Source organism: Chitinimonas koreensis (genome assembly GCF_014353015.1).
Taxonomy (GTDB): domain Bacteria; phylum Pseudomonadota; class Gammaproteobacteria; order Burkholderiales; family Chitinimonadaceae; genus Chitinimonas; species Chitinimonas koreensis.
Genome location: NZ_CP060704.1, coordinates 3,496,133 through 3,521,996 on the forward strand (window position 1 = coordinate 3,496,133; position 25,864 = coordinate 3,521,996).

At 56.6% G+C, this 25,864-nt stretch carries 16 protein-coding genes and 2 pseudogenes; 4 read left to right on the forward strand and 14 right to left on the reverse strand.

All coding sequences use genetic code 11. From position 1 onward, the window contains the following. Nucleotides 1-2: 2 nt before the first annotated feature. Complete coding sequence (locus tag H9L41_RS14470; RefSeq protein ID WP_308417292.1) at nucleotides 3-1,574, reverse strand: DUF3375 domain-containing protein; 1,572 nt, start codon at nucleotides 1,572-1,574, stop codon at nucleotides 3-5. A 455-nt stretch (nucleotides 1,575-2,029) separates the two neighbouring features. On the opposite strand from H9L41_RS14470, the gene H9L41_RS14475 reads away from it, so the two are divergent. Together H9L41_RS14475 and H9L41_RS14480 are read left to right on the forward strand one after the other, a co-directional pair. Continuing rightward, nucleotides 2,030-2,476 carry an SRPBCC family protein gene (locus H9L41_RS14475; protein ID WP_028444429.1) on the forward strand — a complete coding sequence of 149 codons (447 nt, stop codon included), beginning with the start codon at nucleotides 2,030-2,032 and terminating at the stop codon, nucleotides 2,474-2,476. A 570-nt stretch (nucleotides 2,477-3,046) separates the two neighbouring features. Further along, nucleotides 3,047-6,295, forward strand: a complete 3,249-nt coding sequence (locus tag H9L41_RS14480) for a di-heme oxidoredictase family protein (protein ID WP_157461768.1) — start codon at nucleotides 3,047-3,049, stop codon at nucleotides 6,293-6,295. A gap of 90 nt (nucleotides 6,296-6,385) precedes the next feature. Here the strand turns inward: H9L41_RS14480 and H9L41_RS14485 are convergent, their stop codons facing one another. The 5 genes from H9L41_RS14485 to H9L41_RS26495 all read right to left on the reverse strand — a co-directional run bounded on the left by H9L41_RS14485 (nucleotide 6,386) and on the right by H9L41_RS26495 (nucleotide 10,093). Beyond that, nucleotides 6,386-7,252: a HEPN domain-containing protein gene (locus H9L41_RS14485; RefSeq protein WP_051318624.1), complete on the reverse strand. Its 867-nt coding sequence runs from the start codon at nucleotides 7,250-7,252 to the stop codon at nucleotides 6,386-6,388. A 54-nt stretch (nucleotides 7,253-7,306) separates the two neighbouring features. Then, entirely contained in the window at nucleotides 7,307-7,660 is a 354-nt protein-coding gene (locus tag H9L41_RS24930) for a hypothetical protein (RefSeq protein ID WP_265583791.1), read from the reverse strand. A 273-nt stretch (nucleotides 7,661-7,933) separates the two neighbouring features. After that, on the reverse strand, nucleotides 7,934-9,106 hold the full coding sequence (locus H9L41_RS14495; RefSeq protein ID WP_187523432.1) for a hypothetical protein: 1,173 nt from the start codon (nucleotides 9,104-9,106) through the stop codon (nucleotides 7,934-7,936). A gap of 76 nt (nucleotides 9,107-9,182) precedes the next feature. After that, nucleotides 9,183-9,929 (reverse strand): PD-(D/E)XK nuclease domain-containing protein, encoded by a 747-nt coding sequence (locus H9L41_RS24935; RefSeq protein WP_506256281.1) that lies wholly within the window; start codon nucleotides 9,927-9,929, stop codon nucleotides 9,183-9,185. Beyond that, entirely contained in the window at nucleotides 9,899-10,093 is a 195-nt protein-coding gene (locus H9L41_RS26495; RefSeq protein ID WP_506256282.1) for a PD-(D/E)XK nuclease domain-containing protein, read from the reverse strand. The genes H9L41_RS24935 and H9L41_RS26495 overlap by 31 nt, the downstream gene beginning before the upstream one ends. Before the next feature lie 248 nt (nucleotides 10,094-10,341). Between H9L41_RS26495 and H9L41_RS26225 the strand changes: the two are divergent. Continuing rightward, nucleotides 10,342-10,518 (forward strand): annotated as a pseudogene (locus H9L41_RS26225) (hypothetical protein); the annotation flags it as partial. 444 nt (nucleotides 10,519-10,962) lie between these two features. Here the strand turns inward: H9L41_RS26225 and H9L41_RS24940 are convergent. The 4 genes and pseudogenes from H9L41_RS24940 to proA form a co-directional block, all read right to left on the reverse strand. Beyond that, complete coding sequence (locus H9L41_RS24940) at nucleotides 10,963-11,709, reverse strand: DUF3320 domain-containing protein (RefSeq protein WP_265584059.1); 747 nt, start codon at nucleotides 11,707-11,709, stop codon at nucleotides 10,963-10,965. A 57-nt stretch (nucleotides 11,710-11,766) separates the two neighbouring features. Then, nucleotides 11,767-12,021, reverse strand: a pseudogene (locus H9L41_RS26230) (PDDEXK-like endonuclease domain-containing protein); the annotation flags it as partial. After that, complete coding sequence (locus tag H9L41_RS24950) at nucleotides 11,985-12,704, reverse strand: DEAD/DEAH box helicase (RefSeq protein WP_265584060.1); 720 nt, start codon at nucleotides 12,702-12,704, stop codon at nucleotides 11,985-11,987. The pseudogene H9L41_RS26230 and the gene H9L41_RS24950, both read right to left, overlap by 37 nt. After that, nucleotides 12,593-17,587 (reverse strand): anti-phage protein ProA, encoded by a 4,995-nt coding sequence (gene proA, locus H9L41_RS14510; protein WP_265583793.1) that lies wholly within the window; start codon nucleotides 17,585-17,587, stop codon nucleotides 12,593-12,595. The genes H9L41_RS24950 and proA overlap by 112 nt, the downstream gene beginning before the upstream one ends. A 155-nt stretch (nucleotides 17,588-17,742) precedes the next feature. On the opposite strand from proA, the gene H9L41_RS14515 reads away from it, so the two are divergent. Next, nucleotides 17,743-18,945, forward strand: a complete 1,203-nt coding sequence (locus H9L41_RS14515; RefSeq protein WP_308417293.1) for a Fic family protein — start codon at nucleotides 17,743-17,745, stop codon at nucleotides 18,943-18,945. A 176-nt stretch (nucleotides 18,946-19,121) separates the two neighbouring features. Here H9L41_RS14515 and H9L41_RS14520 read toward each other — a convergent pair whose 3' ends face one another. Genes H9L41_RS14520 through H9L41_RS14535 form a run of 4 tightly spaced genes read right to left on the reverse strand, consistent with a single transcriptional unit; the run spans nucleotide 19,122 to nucleotide 25,850 of the window. After that, nucleotides 19,122-20,315: a DUF3322 domain-containing protein gene (locus tag H9L41_RS14520; RefSeq protein WP_084299676.1), complete on the reverse strand. Its 1,194-nt coding sequence runs from the start codon at nucleotides 20,313-20,315 to the stop codon at nucleotides 19,122-19,124. After that, nucleotides 20,312-23,701: an ATP-binding protein gene (locus H9L41_RS14525; RefSeq protein ID WP_028444433.1), complete on the reverse strand. Its 3,390-nt coding sequence runs from the start codon at nucleotides 23,699-23,701 to the stop codon at nucleotides 20,312-20,314. Before H9L41_RS14525 ends, H9L41_RS14520 begins: the two co-directional genes overlap by 4 nt. Beyond that, entirely contained in the window at nucleotides 23,694-24,371 is a 678-nt protein-coding gene (locus H9L41_RS14530) for a DUF4194 domain-containing protein (protein ID WP_028444434.1), read from the reverse strand. Before H9L41_RS14530 ends, H9L41_RS14525 begins: the two co-directional genes overlap by 8 nt. Before the next feature lie 24 nt (nucleotides 24,372-24,395). After that, the gene (locus H9L41_RS14535; RefSeq protein WP_028444435.1) at nucleotides 24,396-25,850 is read right to left on the reverse strand and encodes a DUF3375 domain-containing protein; all 1,455 of its coding nucleotides are present in this window, start codon (nucleotides 25,848-25,850) and stop codon (nucleotides 24,396-24,398) included. Between the last annotated feature and the right edge of the window lie 14 nt (nucleotides 25,851-25,864).

Below are 25,864 nucleotides of genomic sequence, written 5' to 3' on the forward strand. Positions count from 1 at the left end.
GTTCAGCGCATGAAAACGAGCCGGGGCAAGTGGGCGGAACGGACGACGGATTCGCCGTCGCTATCCGGCGCCGACCATTGGATGGGTTCCGGCACCTCTTCGACGACGACGGTGGCGAAGACGTCGCTGCCCAATTGCAGATAGGTCACCAGCTCGGCCAGTCCTTGCTCCAGCGGCTGGCCGTCCACCAGCTCCCGCAAGGTGATCTGCGCCTTGTCCTGCAAGGCCTGGCGGATATGGCGGATCAGCCGCATCTTGTCCACCACCACCTGCTCGAACAAGGCACCGGCATCGATCTCCTCGTCGCCCGCCAGCAAGGCCAGGCCGGCGATCACCGGCTTCGTGGCCGGCGTGAACAAGGGCCGTTCCATCGCCAGTTCGATATCGGCCTGCGCTTGGGCCATCTCCATGACCTGGCCTGCGGGCGATGCCTCGCGCAATGCGAGAGCCTTGCTTTCGATGCCGTGCAGGATGTCCATGATGCGGCGGTTCTCCAGCCAGGCCTGGTCGTCCAGGAAGCGGCGCAGCTGCTGCGACAGGGCAGCCACGGTGCGCTGGGTGTGCTCGCCGGCTTCCATCCAGTCGTAATGCATGCGGCGCGTACGGGCATCGGGTTGCAGCGAGGCCACGGCCGGCAAGGCCAGCACCTGTTCCAGCAGCCCGGTCAATTCCTCCTGCCGCCGGCTGGACAGCAGGAAATCCCAGAAAGCGCGGAAGCTCTTGCCTTGATCAGAGTCGGCGATGGCATCGCGCTCGCCCATGATCTCTTCCAGCAGCATCCCCTTGCTGCCTTCCCACAGGGCGATGCGCTCGCGCACCCGGCGATCCAACTGGCGGAAGTTGTGCTCGACCTCGCGAAAATCGGCGAGCAGCTCGCGCGCACCCTGCATGAATTGCTGGAAGCGGTCCTTGATGGCCGTGTCGTCCAGCAACGGCATATCGCCGGCCAGCACCCGCGAGATCTCGGCATCGATCTCGTCGCGCTTGCGGTGCAGATCGGCGATGCGCCGGGCCGGATCGGCCTCGCTGCCCTCGCTCATCTGCTTGAGCAAATCGAACAGCGTGAGCAGGCGCGACTCCGTCCCGACGAACTGCCGTTCCGACAGTTGCGCCAGCCAGGCGATGGCTTTCTCGGTGGCAGGCGTCAAGTCGAACTGCGCTTCGTCGGTACCCGGCTTGTAGAACTTGCGCAGCCAGCCCTTGTCGGCAGCTGCCCAATCGTTCAGGTAATCGAGCGCGGGCTTAGGGAAGGCCGTCTCGCCCAATTGCAGGCGCAGGGCGTACAGCTCGTCCTCGAGCGATTCGGCCAGATCCGCGGCCGCCGCCACGCGCATATTGGGTGCGATGAAGACGCGGTGCAGAAAGCTCGCCACCAGCGGGGCATGGTCCGAGCACAGCAACCTCCAGGCGGGGTGGTGGGTGCGCAGCGCGTCGAGGGTAGCGAAGTCGAGGGTCATCGGTGACAGCCCTCGCGCACCAGCCTCATCGTCTGCCCGGTCGGATTTCTGCGGCAATCCAATGCCATCTCGACCATGCCCTGTCATCACGTTGGATTCATCATGGGCAAAGGCCATCGAGGGCCCTCCCCGGAATGCGGCTCGTAGGCACCAGACCGGCCTTCCTGCCCGTTCGAAAAGTGTATTGAAGCACCGGTCGCCCAGCAAAGCCCAGCAGGTTCGATCCGGCTCATTCGAGAGCGGGGCCGAACTCATCTCCGGCGATAGGCCGGGCCACGCAGCCATATGGTCGGAGCCGTGACGTGACGGCGACTCGAGCCGGCCCGGCTTGATTTTCCCTATGCGGTGCATTAGCACTGAACGACATTCGAACCGCAGACCGTCGAGCCGATCCAAGCCCGGCCGCGCGCACGATCCCCGGCTCGCGAAGTCCATCCCCCTAGCCATCCGGACGCGGGTCGCCACGCGAACGCCGGCCTCGACCGGTTGCGAGCGGCACATGGCGCAGAAGCATCGCGCAGCGATCACCACCGGATCGATCGAATCCCATCCCCCACGACAGGAGTTTCAACATGGCAACCGGAACCGTCCGCCTCCACCGCGTGCTGCGCACCAAACCCGAGAAGCTCTACCGCGCCTTCCTCGACGCGGCCGCGATGGCCAAGTGGCTGCCGCCCTACGGCTTCACCTGCACGGTCGACCACCTCGAGCCGACAGTGGGCGGCAGCTTCCGGATGTCGTTCGAGAACTTCTCGACCGGCCAGGCGCATTCCTTCGGCGGGCAGTACCTGAAGCTGGTGCCCGGCGAGCTGATCCAGTACACCGACAAGTTCGACGACCCGAACCTGCCGGGCGAGATCCTGGTCACGGTGACGCTGAAGGCCGTGTCGTGCGGGACCGAGCTGAACATCGAGCAGAGCGGGCTGCCGGAAGTGATCCCGGTCGAGATGTGCTACCTGGGCTGGCAGGAATCGCTGGCGCAGCTGGCGACGCTGGTGGAGCCCGATATTCCGGGCTGACCGCGGCGCGGCAGTGCCTGCAAACGAAAGGGACGCGATTGTGCGTCCCTTTTCAATGGGGACTTACATAAGTCCCTAAGCACACCGAGAGCCAATTAGCCCCGCTCCCGTGCACGGGAGAGGCACCCGTTTCTGCCATGCAGAAACGGGGAGGGGCGCCCGGCGTAGGGTGAGGGTTGGTTCTACGAAGAACAGCCCTCATCCGGCCCTCCGGGCCACCTTCTCCCGCGCGCGGGAGAAGGATCGCGTGCGACTCGGCGGTTAGGGACTTAAAGGGATAAATCCCTCTTCATGGCGACCCTTGTACGTAGCCAGTGCTGCCACGCGACTACATCGCCAGCGTCGATGCTCAACCCAAAGCGATTGCCATCAGCACATAAGGCGGAGTTGTCCGAAGTTCATCTCACACCACGACCCAGCACCCACGCAACAACACAACGGTATTTTTACTTCATCAGAGAACGCTGAATAGATAATTCGATGTCATAGAACTGCTCTATGCTCGACTGATACGCCACCAGGGCCGCCACCCCTGGAACCCTTATGGCGCCGAATCGGAGGAGTATGGAGATGCAAATTTCGAACCTGTGGACAAGCGTCGGCAAGCCGACGCTGCTGGCCCTTGCGCTGGCCCAGGGCCTGACGGCCTGTAGCGGCGGCGGTGACGACGCCGCCCAGCCCCCGGATGCGGCGGCTGCGCCGCCGGTCCAGGCCAAGGTCGCCGCCGCCGGCGCGCCGCAGAACGCCCAGGCCACCGCGGCCGAAACCGCGCTGGTCCCGGTGGCCGCCAGCGCCAGCAGCCAGGAGCGCGGCGACCTCGGCGCCGGCAAGGCGATCGACGGCAAGCTCGACACCCGCTGGGGCAGCGCCTTCAGCGATGCGCAATCGCTGACGCTGGACTACGGCAAGATCGTGGCCATCAGCCGCGTGCAGATCGACTGGGAGAACGCCCACGCCCAGAGCTACCAGCTCCAGGTCTCGAACGACGGCAGCGCCTGGACCACCGTGCGGACCATCAGCGGCAGCGCCGGCGGCGTCGAGAACCTGCGCGACCTGAACGCCAGCGGCCGCTACCTGCGCGTGAACGGCCTCAAGCGCGCCACCCAGTACGGCTATTCCATCCTCGAGATCCAGGCCTATGCCGGCTCGCCGGCCAGCCCGACGCCGACCCCGGTCCCCACCCCGACGCCGGTCCCGCCGACCACGCCGGTCCCGACCCAGCCCGGCGAGCCCGGCGCGGTGCTGGTGCCCGTCAAGGCGACCTCGTCGCCGACCGAGAACGGCGGCCTCGGCGCCGGCCAGGCGATCGACGGCAACCTCGCCACCCGCTGGGCCAGCAAGGCGCAGAACGACGCCTGGCTGCAGCTGGACTTCGGCGCGAGCCGCGAGATCGGCGCCCTCAAGCTGGTGTGGGAGAACGCCTACGGCCTGGAATACGAGATCCAGACCTCCGAAGACGGCGCGAAATGGACCCCGGTGCGGCATGTGTACGAGGGCAAGGGCGGCACCGAGGAGCTGCTCAACCTGCGCGCCAAGGGCCGCTATCTGCGCCTCTTGGGCGTGAAGCGCGCCACCCAGTACGGCTACTCGCTGTTCGAGATCGAAGTGCGCGCGCCCGGCCCCGCCAACACCCTGCCGCTGCGCACGCCGGTGGCCTACGTCAACCCGGTCGGCAACGAGGCGATCGTGCCGCTGCACAAGCCGCAGCCGCCGGTCGAGACGCTGCAGTTCAGCCTGCCCGACGGCACGCTGGTGACGCGCTTCGGCGTGCGCGGCCTGGCCCGCCACGGCCGCGAGCGCGGCGAGGAGTGGAACGAGGCCGGCTACGGGCCGAACGAGACCGTCGACGCGCAGGGCAACGCGGTCGACAAGGGGCCGGGCAACTTCCTGACCTTCGTGCCGCAATACTTCAAGAACCGCACCTGGGGCTTCGAGATCGTCGACGACAGCCGCGTCGCCGGCGTGACCCGGCCCCGGCTGCGGGTCAACCAGTACTTCCCGCAGGCCCAGCTGCCCGGCGGCGTGGCCTGGTTCCGCGCCTTCGACCGGCCCGGCGTCACCGGCTACGGCTGGATGGCGCCGGGCGAGCTGGCCGACAAGAGCCTCAAGCTCTGCCCGCCGGTGGCCTACCCGCCCAACGGCAAGCTGCTCAACGCCAACGTGCTGAACAACGGCTGCAGCCTGACGGTGGACGGCTACCCCGGCCACGGCGACATCGGCGCCGACGGCCTGCCCAACGGCAAGCACGTGCCGGGCCGGCCGCTGGCGGTCGGCGACGTCATCGAGGTCTCGCCCTCCTTCTTCTCGACCAAGGAAGTGATGCAGGCCATCGGCGACAGCGGCGGCATCCGCTACTACGCCGGCGAATGGACCTACGTGGTCGGCGTCGGCCTGCGCCCGTCCTACGGCGTGCAGCCGCGGCTGATGAACGCGCCGCTGCCGGCCGAGACGCTGTCCGGCGGCGAGGGCTCGGTGTCGTACAACTACTCCGACAACGGCGCCTTCATGTTCCAGCAGCCGCACAACCACGCCGGCATGCAGAACATGCAGCGCTTCGTCGAAGGCCGCCGGCTGATCCATACCGACTTCTTCACCGGCAAGCACAAGGAGAACGGCAACGACGACTACACCGCGGCCAAGGGCAAGGCCGGCCCCTTCTTCAACCAGGCCCGCTGCGTGAGCTGCCATACCAACAACGGCCGCAGCACGGCGCCGGTCGACCTCAACCAGCGGCTGGACGGCATGAGCGTCCGCACCGCGCAACTGGGCAAGGACGGCAGGCTCTACCCGCATGCGCTGTACGGCGCCAGCGTGCAGATGAACGCCAAGTCCGCCGCCGGCACGCCGCAGGACTGGGGTACCGGCGTCCGCGTCGCCGGCTTCGAAACGCGCACCGTCCAGCTCGCCGACGGCACGCGGGTCGAGCTGCGCAAGCCCAGGCTGGGCTTCGAAGGGCCGGTGCCGGAGCTGTACTCGCTGCGCAGCGCCCAGCCGATGATCGGCGCCGGCCTGCTGGAAGCCGTGCCCGAGGCCGACATCCTTGCCCGTGCCCGCAGCACGCCGGACGCCGACGGCATCAAGGGCACCGCCAATTACGTGTTCGACCCGGAAACCGGCCAGGTGCGGCTGGGCCGCTTCGGCTGGAAGGCCGCCCAGGCCAGCCTGCGCAGCCAGGTCGCCTCGGCGCTGCTGCACGACATGTCGGTCACCTCGCCGGTCTACCCGCGCAAGTCGTGCCACGCCGGCGTGGCCGACTGCCGCGGCGGCGCGCGCGAGCCCGGCGTGAGCGAGGAGGAACTGCGCAAGGTGATCGACTACCTGGCCCTGCTGGCCGTGCCGGCCCAGCGCAGCCTGCCGAGCGGCTTCCCGCGCGGTGTCGCCCCGCTGCCCGAGCACAACGTCAACGCCGCCCAGGTGCAGGCCGGCCGGCGCCTGTTCGCCAGCGCCAACTGCACCGCCTGCCACACGGCCGAGATGAAGACCGGCAACAATCATCCGTTCGCCGAGCTGCGCAACCAGACCATCCGGCCCTATACCGACCTGCTGCTGCACGACATGGGCGACGGGCTGGCGGACCACCTGCCGGAAGGCAAGGCCAGCGGCCGCCAGTGGCGGACGCCGCCGCTGTGGGGCATCGGCTATACCGCCAAGGTGCAGGAGGACGAGAAGAAGGTCGGCTACCTGCACGACGGCCGCGCGCGCACGCTGCAGGAGGCGATCCTGTGGCACGGCGGCGAGGCGACGCGGAGCCGGCAGCGGTTCGAGGCTTTGTCGATGCAGGATCGGGAGGCTTTGTTGGCTTTCTTGCGGTCGCTGTGAGGCGGGGATATTGGCCGGCATGGCATACGAACAAAAGGGACGCGATTGCGCGTCCCTTTTTCATGTGCCGCTAGTGCCCGCAGTGGCGCCCTATTCCGCCCGATCGACGAATCCGGCGATCGTCTCGGGGCAATGCTGCTCGGCCAGCGCGCGCAGCAGTTGCACGCGTTCGGCCAGCCAGGCCAGCTCCTCGGCCGTGATGCGGTAGTTGGCGTCGTAGCGGCCGTCGACGTAGGCGTCGCGCAGCAGTTCGAAGCGGCGCACCTCTTCGGGCTGGCCGGTCGGGAAGACCGGCAGGTAGCGCGGATCGATCGCGTGGACCATGTCGCCAAGGTCTTCCAGATCGTGGGTGCGCGGCTTGTAGTGGGTGTAGACCAGCAGGATGCAGCAGTAGAGACGTTCGCAGGCTTGGTGGAGCAGGAAGGCCGCGGTCGCATAGGCGCTTCGGTCCCGCATCACTTCGTAGGTCACGAAGAATTCGTCGGCCCTGGTCATGTATTGCTCCAGAGCCTCCTGGGCCAGCACACGCCGTTCGGCCGACGTCAGCTCCTTTGGCTTATCGAGCTTCAGCTTGCCGTTGTCGTGAAGGACGATGCCTTCCTTGTAGATGTCGACGTAGAAGTAGCGCGCCTTGGCGAGGCAGGCGTTGACGTGGTGGATGTCCTCGTAGATCAGGCTGACCGGCGTCCCCACCTGCCCGCGCAGCACCTTGCGGATCGACTCCTTGCGCCGCATCCGCCGCACTTCGTGATCGTTTCGCACCACCAGCATCAGGTCGAAATCGCTCTGGTAGCGATAGAACGGCGTCCCCGGCTCCGGCACCTCGACCCAGTCACCGCGTGCGTAGCTGCCGAACAGGATGATCAGGTCGGGCTGGAGCTGCTCGCGGATGATCTCGACAGCGGTTTGGAGTTGGTCGCGTTTGCGGGTGGGGAGGTGGTCGAGGGTAATGTTCATGGCGTAAATTGATACATAGAAATGCAAAAGTCATATAGAAAGAGTACAACTCAACTATAAAAAGTCCGACAAATCCATTTCAATCAAATTCACTAACTTAGGCGTTATCTTCCCACTTATTTTTACCAACCCAGTAGATCCAAATGAAACCTGCCCTCGAATCCCTTCATATATCACCTCAAACACAGCAGATTCAATCTTATAATTCACCCCATCAAGTAAATTCATATTCTCAACAACCATACCTTGCTTAGATGCAAATTCCATACGTGCAACCACATCATCCTTAATTACAGCGCCAACCACCTTTAAACCAACCAATTTACTTGCACCCACTTGTTCAAAGAGGCTAGTTACTTTGCCGCCATTAAAGGTTATTGGCTTTACTGTGAATCCCAGCCCAACCAATTCCTCAAGAGAATTTAATAAGTCACGAATATTTCTCCCTGGATTTTCGACTCTTAAATAGAGGCCACCATCGGCACTTATGAGTGCAAAATCCGTAAAGCTTATACTTGATACCAGCTCATAAGCCGGAACCCATCCTCTTCCAACTTAGTAACAATAACATTGGTGCGCCAAAAAAAGCGAAATCTAGGCAAACCAAACTCACTCTCAGCAAGAGCAAATCCAAAGCCCACTCCAGCGGTGAAGGGCACTGCCCCGATTAGCTTACTTAGATCACCGGCACCACTGGGAATACGAATATAGTACCAACGATATCTTGTTTGCATTACACCCCCCAGCATCCAGGATATTATATTCCTCTTTAAGAGAAGAGATTAAGGATCGCGCCCTTGCCTCAATAACACGAGAAATCTTATCGATCTCTTCTTTAGTTGGTGTACGCTTTCGTGAAGAAATCTTCCCATTTTCCAGAGGAAATACGCCACTCAAAATAAACGAAAAACCAGTACAGTCCTTTGGATTAGCAAAAACTGCTTCAATGTCATAAACATGACCATCATTCATTGCCTCGGTTGCCAGCCATCCCATCTTAACGATGTAATAGTCATCCTCATCCAATAATTCATTAAGAAGTTGAGACCGAGATACACCACTCCCTCGTAAAAAGACGCGTTCAATGTGCGCACCCTCATCTTCTTCATTAGTATCTTCCCCATCCTTTAAATCTTGGTCTGGTTTGGGCTTATATACATACACATCAGTTACATCGCGTCTACTGTAACCAGGCAAAGACATAGCCAATTCATGAAAAAACTTCGATCTTAATTTTACTGAAGGAATATCAAACAATGATACCGCAACCCTCGACAATGGCGCATCAATCACTTTCTCCACCTTCCCGAGAAGGGAGTCTCGAGCTTGCTCTAAAAAATCATTGTGCGTATTTCTAACTACAAATCCTTTCTCAGTTTTTTCAAACTCAATAATCCCATCACGAACTTGCACTTGCGCAAACTCGCTCCTCTTATAATCAACTGTTGAATATTGAACCTCAACAGTTAGTTTTTCTTCGTGACGAGTAATTTGTACCACATCACCAGCGCTTTCCATCTCTACTTTCAACTGTTCGATTGCAATGAGTAACTCATCAGTACTGAGTAGCTCATCAGTACTACTTGTGCCAATCACATCCATCGTAGTAATACGTTCACGTCTAGGCACGACGCCCAAACGAGATGCAATCGCTCGATGATCATAATAATCATGAGTTAACCTGGAAAAATAACGGGCCAAATCCTCTCGAGGTGTTTTCTTCCCTATAACAATATTTCTTCTCTCAAAAAGCTTCAGGACTGTAGGAACATCAACCTTATGCTGATTTAGCGCATCAAAAACATTCTTATCAGTTGCATAATAGAGCGAAGGACCATGTGTGCTTTTTCTCATTCTCGCCACCCCAAATCACCTGGATTGTAGGTACTAGTTACGCTAGCAATTCGATCAATTTCAATCTTGTTTAGAATCAGTTCCCGTGCAGGATCAAACCCCACGCTTTAACGTACCTTTTCTTTGCCAAGTGAAAAATGCTCTTCAGGTCATTCGGTGCATCTTCACGTGTAACACGAATTCTAATATTCTCTCCCGACTCTAACATTTGATAACGAGAGAGACTGTCGAGAAAATATTCGAACTCCTCTGAATCCTTCGCTGGCGCATTATAATAAATCAGATAGCCTTTATTACAGTCCTCAACGGAGTCGTGTTTGATTATGAGGTATGGACTTGTCAATGCTTCAATTGTTGCAGGCTGTTGCCATACATCTCCCTGACGCCGAGTCATTACCAAATCAGGATAATAAAATGTATACTCCTTAGGTAGTTCATTCTCAGCCTTCAATCGAAGCATATCGTTAGCTATATTATAGAGCCGCTGAATATCCCTGGGACCAAAATAATGCAATATAGCTCCCGGCGAAATTGGCAACGCAAAGAGATCGATCTTATCTATCACTTCATAAAATGGCTTATCGTAGCCATTGTCATGATTATGCATGAATAATAAACCCCGGACCTCATGCGGTTCCGCATTATCAACAGAGTATTTCTCACGCCATTTGGATGAGTTCCTAGCACAATCTATAGTCATACAAAGCGACTTAAAAGCTTTACGAAGTGCGGTTGATGTAAGCGAATCCTTCGCATAGCTCTTCAAGTCAGTATGAAGATAGATATTTTTCCCTAGATATGGATCCCTATAAATGAATACCACATCGCCTGGATGAGTCGATTTGCTCGTCCCCCATCTCCCTTATGCTCTGAATTCGAGCATTCAAAATTATCATCCCTCTTCGAATGGGCTTCCCATAAGAAATGTTTAAATATATCCTTTGAAATCTTAACAGCAATATCACCAATATTGATTGTTTCTGCCACAGCATCCTCCTTAAATTTGAAACCTTCTGTGGTTAACTAGGCGCCGACTCGCCATCCGAGCTGTTCCGTAGCGTTCACTGGACAGTACGAGCCTAAATCATTTTCGTCAAGTATTGATGAGTAACCATTCTCCTCCCAAGGATAAAAATAGATGAGTAAAAAACGACGGATAGCCCCTTGAGAAGCACTTTGATAATTACTGGGTCTATGCGCTAGTCGCTCAAAAGGATCAAGAGAAAGCTTGCTATGTAGGTCAAAGCATAAATTTGAAACGTCGATTTCAAGAGCATTTGAAGCGTCACAACAAGAATACGTGCTCATCCGATCTCTTCCAATGGGCTATCGCTCGTATTCTGCCTATTAGAATAATTCTTCCATCCCAAGCAGATAATGCATTCAATGCTCATCTCTTAAAATTTTCATAGCTGCGCGGAGCTTTAAATTCAGGCTACGAAGCACCCGGAATAGAAAGATGGGGGCGCGTCCCACATAAGGTTCGAATCGTAGCCAAGCCGATACGTTGGGAGCATATTGACTGTAGCGCTTGGCCCATTATAGGAGGACTTGCAATGCAGCAGCTTCTTAGGGAAACTGCACATACAAACAGAATAATCCCCATACCCCACATTGAGCAGCACTTGTAAAATCTCCAAATAAAAAGCCTTGCATATGCAAGGCTTTTCAAATCAGACAACATCGGGCGACAGACAATTTTTCATTCGCACACTATAAAAATCAGTACCTTAGCCACAAGAACGACATCCACCTCTGCGAGATGGCGACACACAATTTTTCATTGCCAGCAGAATACGACGCATAATTTTTCACTCGCGTCACCGTCCTCTACATTATGTGCCGCCACTTTCCGCTCAAGCAGTTATCGCACGGATTGCGGCCTCCAGTCGTGGGCGACTAGCTGCCCGAAGTTTCATGAGCCCAAGCTGTCTTGCCATCTGCACCAGCGTCCACTCTTCACCTTTGGTCGGATCAAACACTAGGGTGGCAAGGGATCGAAGCTCTTCGGCGCAAACCTCGTCAATCGCCCGCTGCTGCTCGTCGGCCGGTGGCCGCCACAATACCGTCGAGCCTGGAGCCGTTGTTTCGGGCCAGTAGAAAGTACCAACCTCTTCTTCAGATGTTTTGCAGCACTTGCGGGCAACTTCCTCTACGCGCTCCACGATCCTGCTTCCCGTGCGCTGCCATCCATGAGCTCTGCTGATCCGGCGCGCCAACACCGCATCAAGGACTGGTCCTTCTGTCGCGACGATCAGCGCGATCATCTCGGCCAGTACAGGCTCGTATGACAGGTCAAAAAAAGCATCAGCGTTCGTAGTTGTTGCGAAATGAGAAAGGTCTGTCTCTACAAATGCCATCTGTGGACGGCTCGCACTTCCTACCGCTTTTGCAGCTGCATTGCGAGCATACTGTTCTTCTGCATGGGCCTCGCCCAAGGGCAGCTTACTTGTAGTGGGATCGCTTGATGCCGGCTTTTGCGCATCGCTGGAAACAGTGGGGCTATTTACCTTAGCGATTGCGGCGTCAGCAGCCTGCTTTGCGGCCTCCCTTTCTTCTTCGAGCGCACGCCGTGCTCGGCTTGACGCCAGCAATGTCTTCAACTGCTGATCCAAACGATCTAGCGTGCCCGGTCTATCCACCCACCAATCCGTCGACCATACGCGCAAGATCTCCCAGCCAAGACCTCTGAGGACTTGCTCCCGCAATTTGTCTCGGTCTCTAGCAGTGGCGGAGCGGTGGTAAGTTGCGCCATCACACTCAAGACCCGTCAAGTACGTGCCACGCGCATCTGGATGAACCACCCCGAGATCAACACGGAACGCAGATGCACCGACTTGGGTATGCAATTCCCAACCCCGCGCGGCCAACGCTGCTGCTACGGCCTCCTCAAAGGGGCTCTCAAAGTCTCCCAAGCTACCGCGTGTAACTTCTGCCAGCGCCCGGGACCTCTCTCCGCAAACTCCAGGAAGTGCTTCAAGTCTCGGACACCGTGCGCCTGAGTGCGGGACAAATCCATCTGCTCCGACTTGAGGCTGGAGAACACTCGCAGTTCTTGGCGAGCTCGTGTGATAGCTACGTTCAAACGGCGCTCACCGCCGTCACGGTTCATCGGTCCAAAATTCATTGACACCGCACCGCTCGGGTCTGGGCCGTATGTAATCGAGAAGTACATGATGTCCCGCTCATCACCTTGAACACTTTCCAAATTCTTGACGAACAAAGGTTCAAGCTCAGCCTCCGAGAAATACGGCTCTAGAGAGGGATCCTTCCGCCGCTCTTCATCAAGTAAATCTTCGATGAGCTTTTGTTGCTCGGTATTAAACGTCACGACACCGATAGTCAGCTCAGACTCACGGAATCCTGGAGACTTAAGGCGAGCGACAATGTCCGCAACCAGCGCCTTAGCTTCCGGTTTGTTGATTCTCGCGCCGCCCTTCTCATACACCCCGTTGGTGAAATGAAAACTCACCGCACGATCTTCAGTTACCGGTGACGGGAACGTGACCAAGCCACCGCCGTAGTAGCGATGGTTTGAGAATGCGATAAGGCTTTCATTACGGCTTCGGTAATGCCAAGACAAATTGAGAGTTGGCAAGTTGGCACCAAGGCACTCATCGAGAATGCTCTCCATCTCGCCTTCAACATCTTCATCATCGGAGGAAGATTCCGCCCTATCGAAGAAGGCTGTGGGGGCAATTGCTTGGGATCACCCACCATCACCACTTGCTTACCACGAGCAATTGCACCAATTGCATCCCAGACTGCAATCTGAGAGGCCTCGTCGAATACCACGACATCAAATTGCTCAGTATCTGGCGCGAGGAACTGGGCAATTGAGAGCGGGCTCATCAACAAGCAAGGAGTGAGCTTGGTCAGTGCAGATGGAATGCCGCTGATGAGTTCGCGCAGTGGCAAATGTCCGCGCTTCTTGGTGATCTCTCGGCGCAGCAAACCCCACTCAGAATTTCGCGTGACATCGTCTTGAGAAGGAAGACCAGAACACAAACTCGCACGCACCCAGGCGCGGGTTAACTCAGTGAACTTCTCATCAAGGCGACGGAAATCAGCGATGCGTTTCTCATGCTCCGCAGAAACGAAGGTTCGAATTACCGGTTCATTGTCCACGACGGCATTCAACCACCAACGGCAGTAGTTCGTCTCAAAAGCGGTACGAATAGTGCCGAGCTCTACCCTTTTAGCTTCTATGCTGGCTACCAAAGGCTCTAAGCCAATAGAAACCGCTTGTTGCCTGACTTTCCTCCATGCGCACCACGCATTCAGCTTTGTTTCCTGCTGGAGAATCGCATTGCAATGAGTAAGCAAGGAGGCAAGATCGGTCTCACTAAAATCAGCATGCCCTTGCTCTGAAAAACTACCTTGCTGTGCTAATTGATCGATAGCCGGCTGAAGCTTGGACCAAGCGACCATGTACTTCTGACCAGCCGCCACGACGGGACCGTCGTGATCGAGCAGTGCATTACCATTAACGACCAGATGTTGAAGCGCAGAAGAGATGCTCGGAATGTCTGCAGGGCCTGCCGCGAGATTAGCAATCGCGGTAGCGATTGCCCCCTGAAAACTAACAGCCCTGTCCACCTCATGGATATCCGTTTCGAGATCACGCCAGAGCCCGCCAGTCGCGTCTTTTAGCTCTGAAAAAGCTTTGAGCTTACTTTCGACTGAAGCGCGGAGGCGTAATGTCGTGTGGTCTTGGTAAAAGCGCTGACCGCAGATGCCCTGTGCAACTTCGGGGATATCCTCCTCCAAATAGCCACATGGACGAATCACTTCCAGTCGCTTGGCAAACTGAAGCGCCGCCTGCAAGGCAGATGCGTTGGTATCAAAACCTTTCCAAAGCCCATCCGTCTGCGTTTCCAGTCCGGTGAATTCATTGACTGCTTGATCGAGCTCGGCCAGCTTTCTAAGCTTTTGCACTTCAAGTGCAAGTCCCTCGCCCGCTCGTCCTGCAGCCAGCACGTCCAACCCATCGTCGGACCATGTCCCACGTTCACGGGCCGCTTTCAACGCATCTTGAAGCTTTAAAGCGGCACGCAAATGCTCAGGTCTGGATTTCAATCCCTGCCATAGTCCAACTACTTCAGGACCAATATCTAGTTTTGCAATCTCACTTCGGGTATCTCGGATACCAACAAGCGCAGCCAAGTCATCTGAGACATTGGGCTCGCCTTGCCCTGCGACCAATGCCTCAAGCGCTTGCCGCACCTTCCGCTTCCCAAGCCAAGACATTGGCCAAAGAGACTGCTCAGCCTTTGCGAATTCGCGCTGCAGTTGGTACACGTTTAGCTGCTCAATACCGTCCGTGTAACGTACGGATAGTCTTTTCTCCAACTTGCCAATCTGTTCAAACAGGTCAATGCCTTTACGCAGACCATCTTGTGTTTCACGTGGCCAGGGTAATGCGAGCGCGCTATGGACTTCGCGTCGCTGTGCCAACACGCCCAGCGCCGCTTCCACATTTGCAGTTAACGTAACTGGCCACCCAGAGGACAGTTGCTTTGTCAGTGCATCGTGCTCTACGAGTAGTTTGCTCCCCTCCTGAAGTCGCTCTGAAATCACCTTTGCGTCAGGTCGGAATACAAATCTCCAGTCTTTCCCTGCTGCTTGAGGCAAAGCACGAGAGAGCGCAGCCAATGCAGCACGCGGCCGCTTGGTTAGAACCACAGCAGAAAGGACAATGACGTCGAGAAAACTCAGCGCGGCCGAACGGACGTTTTCGGCAATGGGAATCACCGCCTTTGCTGCATCGATCAGTGCCTGTTGCCAGGTTGGCGACCAGTCGCCGTTCTGAATCGGCGAGAGCGGCCCTGATGCCAACGCTTGTTGACCAACAGCCGAAGCGTTTACCTCAAGGCGATCAACCACGTCTCTTAATGTGTCAGTGTCCTTCACGCTATGCGCTGCGTGAGACGACCAGGAAAGCCCTACAACGGGGACATCAACACCCTCAACGACTATACCGATGGCCTCATAGATGCTACGACCATTGCTATGCCGATGATGCAGGCGCTCAACATAACCGTTCAGCTGTTCGCGCAAGGTCTTCAGTCGCTCGGCTTCTGCCTTCCAGGCATCAGCATCGATCACGCCTTGCGCCTCCCACGATGTTTTTAGCTGAGCCAAGACGTCAAGTTTTCGGGCTTTGCTGGAATGCAGCTCTAGGCAGAACTCGCCCAATTTCACCTCACGAAGTCGTCGATACACTACGTCCAGTGCGGCAATCTTCTCCGAGACAAATAGAACCCGTTTACCTTCTGCAAGGCATTGGGCGATGAGATTGGAAATCGTCTGGCTTTTACCCGTACCAGGTGGACCAATAAGGACGAAGTCTTTGCCTCTAGCAGCCGCCATTACTGCCGATAGCTGAGAGGAGTCAGCGGGCAAGGGGCAGAAGGTGTGTTCCGGCCCAAAATCACGATCCAACGTTTTGGGACTCGGGAAACTGGCATGTCCCGCATAGGGATCACGGGGCGTATCGATGAGATGCTTGACGACAGGGTTGAGCCTTAGCTGATCAGTGCGCTGTACCAGGTCAACCCACATCAGGTATTTGGCAAATGAGAACATGGATAGCACCACGTCCTCTGAAACCTCCCAACCCTTGATATCTTTAATGGCTGCAGAAACAGTTCGCCAAATCTTGGCGATATCCAATCCCGACTCATCACGATCTAGCTCTCCCTCTTTGATGCCGAGCTCGAGCTTAAAGTCTTGTCGCAACATCTCGACGAGCGTTGGGTTAAAGCGAGGCTCGTCGTCGTGAAGTGTCAGGGTAAATCCAGATCGGACACTTTTACGTTGCAGCGTAACGGGAATGAGGATGAGGGGCGCCCGATACTTGTGATCGGGTTTGTCATCTCGAGTCCAGTTCAGGAAGCCGAGCGCCAGGAATAGCGTGTTTGCGCCACCCTCTTGCAAAGTCGTTCTTGCTGCTCGATACAGCTCAACCAGACGAACATCCAACTCTTCCTGAGCAAGCCCGACAAAAACTTCTCGCCGTTTAAGCGCATCCAGTGCATGTGCCCTGCGAAGATTCTCACGCTCGCGACTTTCATGGATGGCTTGGTCTCGAAGGTCGGAGCCGTCCATCAGATCGGGGCGAGTCAGTAACTTAATTTCTTTCCCATCTGCGACCAAATCCTCAAGCGCGCCAGGGTCCGGAGCCTCCAGCTTCAAGGATTTCTTTCCGGCCCTAAAATTCAGCAGATTGTTACGGAGAGAGAGATCAAGCAGTTTGCGTTGCCAGCGCGCCAAACGATCCTTGGGATCCAAGGACGCAACATCCTGAATGTCATCATCCTCATCCGGCAGTTCAGGCGCCTCCTCAAAAGGCGCCACCCCGCTTGATTCAGGTGTTTCTGTCTGTGCTGCGACAACTTGAGCGTCAGTACTTGCAAGGGGCTTGATACGTTGGAGCCGCGCTCGACGAACATCAACCGCCAGCTCAAAAGACTCTGCTTTTTCTTCTGCGATCTGGCCTGCGCCATGCTCAGTGGCGTACAGAAAACTTACGGGCGGACGCTGCGTAACGAGCGTCGTCTCGAAAAGCACTAACTCCTTAAGCTTTACCCGTTTACGCAATGCGGTCACATCATCAACGACCGCTGTTGAGAACTCTTCCGCCTTTAGCCATACGCCGGCGAAAGCGTGTCCTCGCGTAAATATGAGAATGGGGTTTAGCCCTGCCTGCTCGATGGCGGAGCAAAACAGCAACGTAAGATCGAGACAGGTGGCAAGCCCAGAGTCGGCAATCTGCCCAGAAGAACGAATCTTCTGACCAGTGTGCTCAAAGCTTGCTGGCGGCAGCGCATAGTCGAGCTTCATGGCCACAACTGCACCCCAAATCGCCGATGCAAGCTCCCAGGCTCGCTTTGCCCCGCCCTTGTATCCATCCAGGGCGGCATCTTTTCCGTGCTCTCTCAGTACGTCAGCCGCCTTCTTCAACAGACGGTCAATCGCTGGCTCGTTCGGCTGGACGAATGCCGCAACCATATCCGGCATGTATGCAATGCCACCCCATTGATTTCGGGGCAGCAGCTCTACCGTCTTGCTCACCGTGGCAGGCTGATCGGGAGCTTGAGCCTCAACGTGCCGGAGGGTGATTGTTACCGTTGCCTGCTCAGCCTCGGTCAAGCGACTAAACAAAACACCGTCTAGCTGAACATCTAGATCTTGTAGTCGATAGGTCTGGCCTGCGCCGACCGAGTCTAAGCGCCAAGTTCGTGGCTTTACAAAGGCGGGGATCGCTTCGAGAACTACTTCGAGCGCTTTCGAATCCTGCTCCAACGTGCTGACGACGCGAAGCTCTCGAATGAGAGGGACAGCGTTTTGGAAGTCAGCTAAGTTCAGCTTGGCCGCGAGTGCTGCCTCGATTTTCAGTTCACGAACGACCTCTTGCTGAGCCGCTTCTGATTGCTCTTCGACTGGTTTCCCTTGGGAATCCATTGCGATTTCTGCCATGCGCATACCCCTGACGTCATTTCCACACGGGCCGTCTGGGCCCTCCTCAAGTGCGACTTATAAGTTTTCACCTTAAGTCAGTCTTCTAATGCTTAGAACCAGTGTATTCAAGCACCTTGCATCAGCAAAGCCCAATATATCTGGAAGCCCCATCATTGCGACGCGCCACCTTCATTCGACGCTGTTTTTGCGGTGAATGGCTTGCCTACGCGGTGAATGACCACCATAATCACCGCATGAATAGCGGCGATTATCTCTACATTTGGCAGGCTTCCGACTGGCCCCGCTGGCGCTACGATCTCGCAGCGTTGGCTGAGCCAATGGCGCGGGTCAGTCATGCTCAAGGGCTGCTCTTAGGTCGATTAGCCGACATAGGCTTTGGTCTGCGCGACGAGGCCTGCTTGGCTGCGCTGACGGATGACGTCCTCAAAACCAGCGAGATCGAGGGCGAACACCTGAACGTCGCTTCGGTACGTTCTTCCATCGCTCGCCGTCTAGGGGTGGACATCGGCTCTCTCGCACCCGTTGATCGCCACGTTGAGGGTGTCGTGGATATGGTGCTCGACGCCACGAGCAACAGTGCTCGCCCACTCACCACAGAACGCCTCTTCGCATGGCATGCGGCGCTGTTTCCAACTGGGTATTCCGGTCTTAGCAAGATCAGCACCGGTATATGGCGGGATGACGCCCATGGGCCTATGCAAGTGGTGTCAGGTCCAGTCGGGCGCCAAAAGGTGCATTACGAAGCGCCGCCTGCGGAGTACCTTGCATCAGAAATGGAGCGCTTTCTATCCTGGATGAATGACCCCAAGGCCACGGAGCCGGCCTTGATCCGCGCCGGACTGGGCCATCTGTGGTTTGTTACCTTGCATCCGTTCGATGATGGCAACGGCCGCATTGCCCGTGCTATTGGTGATCTGCTGCTGGCCCGTGCTGATGGCAGCCCACAGCGGTTCTATAGCTTGTCCGCGCAGATCCAGCGCGAGCGCAAGGCTTACTACGATATGCTGGAACGCACGCAGAAAGGCACGCTGGATGTCACCGAGTGGCTGCTGTGGTTCTTCCAGATGCTGGGTGAAGCGGTAAACCACGCCCATGGGATGCTGGATGCCGTGCTGGTCAAGGCCCGATTCTGGCAGCGGCAGCAAGGCACTCCCTTGAACGCACGCCAGATCAAGGTACTCAACCGCCTACTGGATGGGTTTGAAGGCAAGCTCACCACCAGCAAGTGGGCCACGCTGGCGAAGTGCTCTTCCGATACCGCACTGCGGGATATCAACGAGCTACTTGAGCAAGGTGTGCTGCAACGCTCAGAGTCAGGGGGACGTAGTACCAGCTATGAGTTGAAGGCCGACTAGGCTAGCGCAATTTACTCGGGCTAGATACGGTATCGATACCGTATTCGCCCTTTCTCTCGAGAACACTCGCGTCAACGGTGACATCAACCATACCCGTAACACCAACGGTCGATACGACACCGCCTACAGCTGTAGAAAACTTCGATGCCCAATCGGATATTGACCTGCTCAGCTTGCTAGTAAAGAAACGACGCACCAAGAAGTTGGCTGAGCCGACTACTCACCCAATTGAAGCCTATCTGCTCCTGCTCTAACCGCAGTGTCGGGTGAATACGGTTATCACGCAGATCGTCATACAGCGCTCGCTCGTCAGCGGTCAGTCGTGCCAAGTCTACTGTCGACGGACTGTCCTCTTTACCCCAGACTACTTTGTGTGTATCCAGCGTTTCTCGATCCATCAGAAACGAGACAACATGGGCAAAGTGGCCCCGCAGTTGATTGAGAATGGCAAACCCATGGGTATCGATATCACCCCAGTAATACACGGTACAATCGTTGAGCCATTTTCCACATGCCAGTGTCTCCCAGCCGTAGCCAGCACCAAAAATGACGATAGATTCTTCTACGCGCGGAAAGGCAAGAAAGTTGATCTCGTTCTCGGTGATAAACACCCGTCGTACCGGCAGTTGAAGGCGGCTGAAGCTCTCCGCATCCAATGCAATATCTGGACACTCCATCCCACAAATGGCTTGTACTCTGGGATCAAGCACCCGGAAACGGATTCGGGTCGGCTTGTCCAAAAAGCCGTAACGGCCAGCAAACTGATTGACACCTGATTTTGAGTAACTCACTGCATCTGCAGGCAATACAAGATCAAGCAGATCGGTAAGCACAGCACGATGTGCTTCGATGAACTTGGTGTGTACTCCAGATATGTCGACTTGGCGCAGGTAAATTCCAGGACGTGGATGCGCCTCTATCCACGCCACCACCGCCAAGAGTTTCGACCAATCTTCTGCAAACGTCAGGGCCTGCAAAGGCTTTTTTTCCAACCACGGTAATAAAGCCGGCTGGCACTTTCTTGTTTCGGAAACAATTGCTTCAAAAAGCTGCCATTCATGGCACTTGCCCAACCAGTGCACTGCAGCCTCAACGGTGTCCACCCATACACTTGAAGGCAACCTTTGCACGCCTTGAACTCTGTGGCGAACCTCCTGCCAATCCACGCGAACCGCATCAATCGCCATGAGTTCTGCAACCCATGCCCGCACAGCTTCAAAATGATCAGTAATATCCGCCGACCCTGGTCCTTTAAGCGTAAGGCGTAACGGAAAGCGGGAATTGCCTGATACAACATCCCGTAGCAGCTCCCCTCGCTCCCAAAGACGTATCAACTGTGCCTTTAGCTCCTTTGGACCAGACCACGTCATTGCATCGGCTCCGTCGCTGACTGCGTAATTAGCGTTTTCTGAGCACGATATTCCTCAATGGAAAGGTTGCGCAGCTTGGATGCCCGTCCGCCCTCGTTGTGCACGAAACCGACGCTGGACACATAGGGTTCGATAATGTGAATTTTCTGAAGCGGCGTCACGATCAGTAATTGCAGATTGAGTTGCCGGAACAGCTTCAAGCCATATTGGGCGGACTCATCCGAACCACGTCCGAAGGCCTCATCAATTACCACGAAGCGGAAGGAGCGAGAACGGACCGCCCCCCACTCCAAACCAAACTGGTAGGCCAAACTGGCAGCCAAAATGGTGTAGGCCAGTTTCTCTTTTTGTCCGCCCGACTTGCCGCCGGAGTCTGAGTAATGCTCATGCTCGCTGTTGTCCTCTCGCCAGCGTTCACTCGCGGCGAAAAGGAACCAGTTACGCACATCGGTGACCTTCGCTGTCCAGCGGCGGTCCTGTTCAGATAAGCCTTCGCGGCCACGGAAACGGTCAATGATGGCCTTGACCTGCAAGAACTTTGACTCGGAATACTGAGCATCATCCGAGCCCGTGACGGCCCCCTCTGTGCACGCACGTAGTTCTTGTTGAAAGTCGCGGATCTCGGCATCGGGGCTGGCCTGGGATTCCAGCACGATGTAGCGGCCGGGGTTGTAGTCGATTTCGCCTAACGATTTGTTAATGTGCGCGATGCGCTCCTTGATGGTTTCGCGCTCCCGCGCCAGCTGGGCATTGAAGTTGGCAATTTCGTTAATGGTATTGACGTTGAGCAATTCCTTGAAGCGCGCGACAAAGCGTGGCAGGTCGTCGCTATTCAACTGCGACAGTAGATTTTCATACTCAAATGACGCTTCGAGGCTGGCATCCATCTCAGCCGTCTCCAGCTTGAACGCCTCCTTAAATGAAGCCATGGCTTTGATGATCTTCTCAGCCAGACGTTTGAGCTTCAGGTCTTCTGCGTCAATTCGTGCCTGCAACCATGTGCGCACGTCCTGCTCGCGGTTGTCGCAGGACTCAACCGTAAGTTGGTGTTCTCCCAACACTTCGGCGCGTATAGCTTCGAGCTTTGCCAACCATGCATCGTCAATCACAACGTCCTGCAGCAGCTCGGCAGTTTGCTGTCGAAGCTCTTGCGCATCAGAGCGTCGCTGGTCCACCTTGGCGCGCTTTTCACGCGCGGCCTGCAGTTCTTCCCATGTTTCTTTCTGCGCTCTCTGCAAGGTACGCAGGTTGTCATTCAGCTGTTTGAGCACATCCGACGCTGATTCCAGCCGACTGCGCTCATCGACTAGTTGTGCTATCTCAGTAGCGACACTAGCCCAATCCAGCTCCTCGAAGACCGTAAACTCCTCAAGACGAGTCAGCGCGTCGAGACGGCTGCTAAGTCCATCACGCTCTTTCTGGATAGCAGCAACTTGACCGCCGACCTCACCGAGCTGAGTTTCAAGTTGGCGGCGCTTGGCCTCCAATGCTGCAATCTTGGCGTTGTTGCTCCAGCCCAATACATAACGACTTCGATCATCGATGCGGTGGCGATCATCTTTTTCGTGCCGGCCACTCGGGTCCTTAATCTGGCCCGCGCGCGTAATGGCACGCGTCTCGCGGCGAAACTGCTCTTGCGTGGCGCAGCATGCCACATCAAACCGATGAGCAAGTTCGCGCTCCAGCCAATCGTAGTGCGGTGAGTCTGGCTTAATGGCCAGCTTGCGGACCAAAGAATCACGATGTAGGTCTGAGAGTTCAACGGACTTACGGGATCGCACATGGAAGTACACCAGGCGGCCACGCAACTGAGCTCCATCCACCCATTCGGCCACATTCTTGTAATGCGCATCCGGCACCAGTAGCGCTAGCCCAAAACCGCGCAGCAAACGTTCGGCAGCACCTTCCCAATCGCGCTCGTCCTCGCGAACCTGGATCAATTCACCAGCGAACGGCATGTCTTCCACGTTCAATCCCAGCGCCGCACACATTGCGGCGCGGATTTGAATTTGCTGGTCGTCAATGTTGCTGCGCCGACGCTTGAGGCTATCTATTTCGGCGCTTTGTTGCTCGTGCTCCAGTCTGCCCTGGCGCAATGTCACGCCGTGTTCAGTTAAGATGTTTTGCAGATCGGCATCGCGGTTACGTGCCTCTTCGCGCCAGCTTTGATATTTGCCACGCTGCGTGGCAAAGGTGACAGCGTCTGTTGCCTGCGGCTCGCCAAGTACATCGGCCAACTCAGCATAACGAACGGCCTTGGTCTTGCGCGTATCCCTCAATTGCTCCTTTTTGCGAATCTCGAGAGCAAGACGTTCCAGCCTGTCACCGCCATTCTGATTGATGGCCTGCTTCAGCTCTTCAATCCGCTGACTTTGATCCTCATGTGCTCCATCGAGTTTTTGCACTTGAGCATCCACACGCTCCCACTCTTCCACGAGTAAACCCAAACGTTTGTCGATCAGGCCAAGTTTCAGGCCCGCGAAATGGGAGCGCAGACTATCTCGGCAACACCGCAAATCGTCGACCTCCGCCGCCAAACTGCTGTGGCGGCCGCAGTCCGCGATTAACGGCGTGAGCAACTCAACCTGCTGCTGGGCTTTCAGTACAGCTTGATGGGCACGATTGAGGTCATCAAAGTGCCCGATCAAGGCCTGCAGGCGGGGTCCCACCTCAAAAGGTTCGAGCATATGGCTGCGCACGAAATCCGTCAGATTGCCCACTGACTTCATCGATACCGTTTGGTGGAACAACTCCAGTGCCTGATCGTTTTCAATGCCAAAGCGCCTGCGGAACCAGGCCGCATAGGGTGGAAAGCTATCCTGCAATTCAGCACCCAGCCCGCGCAGCTTCTTGCGCAGTTGGGCAATGTCTGACCCGAAATGTGCGAAGTCGGCTGCAATGGAAAGCGCACGCTCCACCCCCAAAAAGAACCGCGCTGGTTGCCCCTGCGCTTCCTTCATCCAGAACACCTGGGCCAGCGTCACCGTCTGGTCGTATCCTGCATTGTGAAATACACCGAGAATGACGGAGTAGTTGTTGTGGTCACGCAGGCTCACCGGCTTGGCTGCGCCAGTAACTTCATTGCGCTCGGATTTGTAATGCCCGAGCACGTAGGATCGCAGCGTTCTTTCCCTGCTGTCCGCCCCCGCAGCCTTGTTGTAGGCGATCCGGTTGGCAGGCACCAGCAAGGTGGTGATGGCATCAACCAGCGTGGACTTGCCCGAGCCGATATCACCGGTCAGCAGCCCATTCTTACCATCCAGTTGCAGCATCCACACACGGCTGTCGAAGGTGCCCCAGTTGAACACCTCCAGCCGAGTGAGCCGAAAACCCGACAAGGTGTCATCCGAGCAGAAGTCGAGGCCTAATGATTGCGGATCAGTCATGGCCTGCTCCTTCCTTGGTGTTTGTCACACCTGCAAGCTGAGACTGGTATACGGCCAAGCGTGCGTCGAATTCGGCCAGCCATTGGGCGTCGACAAAGGCCTTCAGAATGCGCCTTACCTCGTATGTCGCCGGCCCGGACGCAGCGCCACTGGCAGCTTTGAGTTTTTGCAGAAAACCCAGCTCGGCCACCTTGTTGATCGTGGTCTCAATCTGGTCGATCAACTTGGCTTCATTCGGGCCATCGGGCAGAAACACCCGCACCAGTTCCACGATGTCGTCGCGAGAGAGCACCAGCCGCGTATCCCCACCTCCCGCATCAAACTCGGCCAGTTTCTTGCGCAGCAGTGCTAACAACAAACTCACAGAGAATGACAAGGGGCGGCGTGCCACCAAACGTGGTAAACGCTGAGACGCATCATCGTCGACAGGGTCAGGGCGGCTTTTCAGGAAGGCATAGCCTTCTGCCTCGTCCAACACCAAATCTAGGTTCAGCACCGCCACGTAATCACGCACACGTGCTTGCAAGTTCAACAGTGCCGCCCACTGGCGTTCATCGCCGTCTCGGTAGAGTACGCCCTTGAGCAAACCGATCAGCAACACTGACAAGTTAGCGTTTGGTGCAACCGTCGGTTGCTCCGTCGGTGCTGTATTCCAGTATTCCTCTTCCATCCCTGTTTTAGCTCTTGTTTTTGTTCAACGCATGAAAATTACACGTGGTAGTCGTGCACTTCGAATGACAGTGTGACCATCCGCAGCCGCAGTCTGCCAGCTGACAGGCTCGGGGGTATCTTCATCTACTACGGTATTGAACGCGTCGCCGCCTAACTGCAAATAAGCGACGAGCTCAGCTAGCCCCTGTTGCAAAGGCTGGATAGTCACCAGCTCACTTAAAGTAATCTGCGCGCGGTTCTGCAATGCATGCCGAATGTGACGCAGTAGCCGCGCCTTATCGACAACCACTTGATCGAACAGAACCGAAGGGTCGATGTCTTCATCACCCGCTTGCAACGCTAAATCGGCAATCACTGGCTTGATAGCTGGGGTGAACATGGGCCGCTCCATCGCCAGCTCGATCTCTGCGTTGGCCTCGGCCATTTCCATCACATTGCCGGTTGGAGACTCAACGCGAAGCGCCAGCGCCTTGCTCTCGATGCCATGCAGGATGTCCATGATGCGGCGGTTTTCCAGCCAAGCCTGATCATCCAGAAAGCGGCGCAATTGCTGTGACAAGGCAGCGACGGTGCGCTGAGTATGTTCGCCCGCCTCCATCCAGTCGTAGTGCACGCGGCGCGTGCGGGTATCAGGGTTTAGGTCCGCCACAGCGGGCAGTGCAAGCACGCGATCCAGCAACTCGGTCAATTCTTCCTGTCGCCGGCTGGAAAGCAGAAAATCCCAGAAGGCGCGAAAGCTCTTCCCCTGATCGGAATCAGCAATGGCATCGCGCTCGCCCATAATGTCTTCCAGAAGCGCGCCCTTGCTGCCTTCCCATAGGGCGATACGCTCGCGCACGCGGCGATCCAACTGGCGAAAGTTATGCTCTACTTCTCGGAAGTCGGTTAGTAACTCGCGTGCGCCCTGCATGAACTGCTGGAAGCGATCCTTTACCGCCGTATCGTCTAGTAGCGGTACATCGCCCGATAACACCCGGGCAATTTCGGCATCGATCTCATCGCGTTTTTTGTGTAACTCGGCAATGCGCTTAGCCGGATCGGCCTCGCTGCCTTGACTCATCTGCTTGAGAAGGTCGAACAGCGTGAGTAAACGCGACTCGGTTCCTACGAACTGCCGCTCGCTGAGCTGCGCCAGCCAAGCGATGGCCTTCTCGGTGGCAGGCGTCAAATCGAACTGCGCCTCGTCTGTTCCGGGGCGGTAGAACTTGCGCAACCAGCCCTTGTCGGGCGCGGCCCAATCATTCAGATATTCCAGTGCGGGCTTGGGGAAGGCAGTTTCACCCAAGTGCAGGCGCAAGGCGTATAGCTCATCCTCAAGCGCCTCAGCCAGGTCAGCCGCAGCCATTACCCGCACGTTGGGAGCCACGAACACCCGCTGCAGAAAACTTGCTACCAGCGGCGCATGGTCCGAACGCAGTAGCCGCCATGCAGGGTGATGGATGCGCAGAGCTTCAAGTGTGGAAAAATCGATGGTCATTATCGTCCATCTTC